This window comes from Erwinia sp. MYb416 (assembly GCF_037479575.1).
Taxonomy (GTDB): domain Bacteria; phylum Pseudomonadota; class Gammaproteobacteria; order Enterobacterales; family Enterobacteriaceae; genus Erwinia; species Erwinia rhapontici.
Genome location: NZ_JBBGYT010000353.1, coordinates 1 through 1096, shown reverse-complemented (window position 1 = coordinate 1096; position 1096 = coordinate 1). Strand labels below are relative to the sequence as shown.

Sequence of the window (1096 nt, the reverse complement as noted above, 5' to 3'; positions counted from 1 at the left end):
GAGTTAACCGCGTGTACGCACAAAAAAGTGTCACCGTTCCCATTTTTGGTTCGGGTATCGTCAGAATAAAGGAGCATAAAAATATCACTGCTGAAGATTTATTAAAAATCATGCTATGGACCTTCAGAATCAGTGAAATGCGTTTTGCTTATCCTGCAAAATTAACCATCATCATTCATAAAGACAAAATTGATAAGATAAATCTTTTTGAAATTCAGTCCGCAAGAAATGGGCTGTAATACAGGAAACCACAAACCAAAGGAGTGATAACATGGCCTACCGAACGAAAACATACATTGCGGGTGAATGGGATGGGGATCAAGATGCTATCAAGCAATTGCATAGCTGGAATGACAGTGAACATTTGAATTTATCGTTCACTGATGCACATGATTTAACCCAGGCCAGAGACAGCAGTTTAAATTGCAGCATAAAATCCTCCCTGGCAACACGATTAGATCATTCAAAAACCTTCGTTCTTATTGTCGGAAACAATACTAAAGATGCCAGAAGTGGTGGATGTCGATATTGTGACAGTTATAAGAGTTCGACTCAGAGTTGTGCCAGGGGGCATTCCGTTGATCACCGTAGTTACATCGAGTATGAATGTGAGAAAGCAGTAGAGGACAAACTGAATATCGTCGTTTTATACAATGCAGCTTACATTAGAAAATCTAAGTGTCCTGATTCATTGACAGGTATCGGTAAGCATGTCGCCATGCGTGACATCGTAAATGGAGCCTACCGCTGGGATTACCCGGCGGTAAAAGCAGCCTTAAGTTAATTACATCCATTTTATCTTCCCATCCTTCTTCATACAAACGGAACGAATACGTAACACCTTACATACGTATTCGTTCCGCTATATTCCCTGCTACTGCGCACTCTCTGCAAACGGCACTTTCACTTCCCGACTGACGGTGGTCGTTATCTCAGACTTATCGGTAAACGACGGCCAGTCGGAAGATTTGGTGATGAACTCCCAGGCGTAGTATGCCTTCCCCTGGTCCCGTATTTTCAACTGCAAAACACGCCAGCTCTCATCGTGACAATGGGACTTGCGGGCATAATCCTGTTCAGAGAAACAGGCCCGGAT

At 42.9% G+C, this 1096-nt stretch carries 2 protein-coding genes and 1 pseudogene; 2 read left to right on the top strand and 1 reads right to left on the bottom strand.

The window, feature by feature from the left end; genetic code table 11:
* The coding region (locus tag WH277_RS05220) for a macro domain-containing protein (protein ID WP_339504820.1) at positions 1-239 on the top strand (239 nt) is incomplete at its 5' end.
* A gap of 32 nt (positions 240-271) precedes the next feature.
* Complete coding sequence (locus WH277_RS05215) at positions 272-784, top strand: TIR domain-containing protein (RefSeq protein WP_200643342.1); 513 nt, start codon at positions 272-274, stop codon at positions 782-784.
* 90 nt (positions 785-874) lie between these two features.
* Here the strand turns inward: WH277_RS05215 and WH277_RS05210 are convergent.
* Positions 875-1096: pseudogene (locus WH277_RS05210) on the bottom strand (hypothetical protein); the annotation flags it as partial.

Coding starts and splice junctions, on each gene's coding strand:
- WH277_RS05215 (WP_200643342.1), top strand. CDS start 272: ATGGCCTACCGAACGAAAACATACATTGCGGGTGAATGGGATGGGGAT.